This is a genomic window from Pseudomonas sp. I2 (genome assembly GCF_040984075.1).
Classification (GTDB): domain Bacteria; phylum Pseudomonadota; class Gammaproteobacteria; order Pseudomonadales; family Pseudomonadaceae; genus Aquipseudomonas; species Aquipseudomonas guariconensis_B.
Window position 1 is genome coordinate 1 of the sequence record NZ_JBCGFQ010000271.1, and the last position, 255, is coordinate 255.

The window sequence follows — 255 nt, forward strand, 5'->3', positions numbered from 1 at the left end:
TGGTGCTGGCGCCGCGTGACTACCTGTCGACCTTCCTCAAGATCGGCACCATCGTCGGCCTGGCCATCGGTATCCTGATCATCGCGCCGGAGCTGAAGATGCCGGCCCTGACCCAGTTCACCGACGGCACCGGCCCGGTCTGGAAGGGCACCCTGTTCCCGTTCCTGTTCATCACCATCGCCTGTGGCGCGGTGTCCGGCTTCCACGCGCTGATCTCCTCGGGGACCACGCCCAAGCTGCTGGACAACGAAGTCA

General features: G+C 65.1%; 1 protein-coding gene. It reads left to right on the plus strand.

Annotated elements, in window-relative coordinates; all coding sequences use genetic code 11:
• A partial coding sequence (locus WCE05_RS26575; protein ID WP_368816914.1) for a carbon starvation CstA family protein occupies nt 1–255 on the plus strand: 255 nt, incomplete at both ends.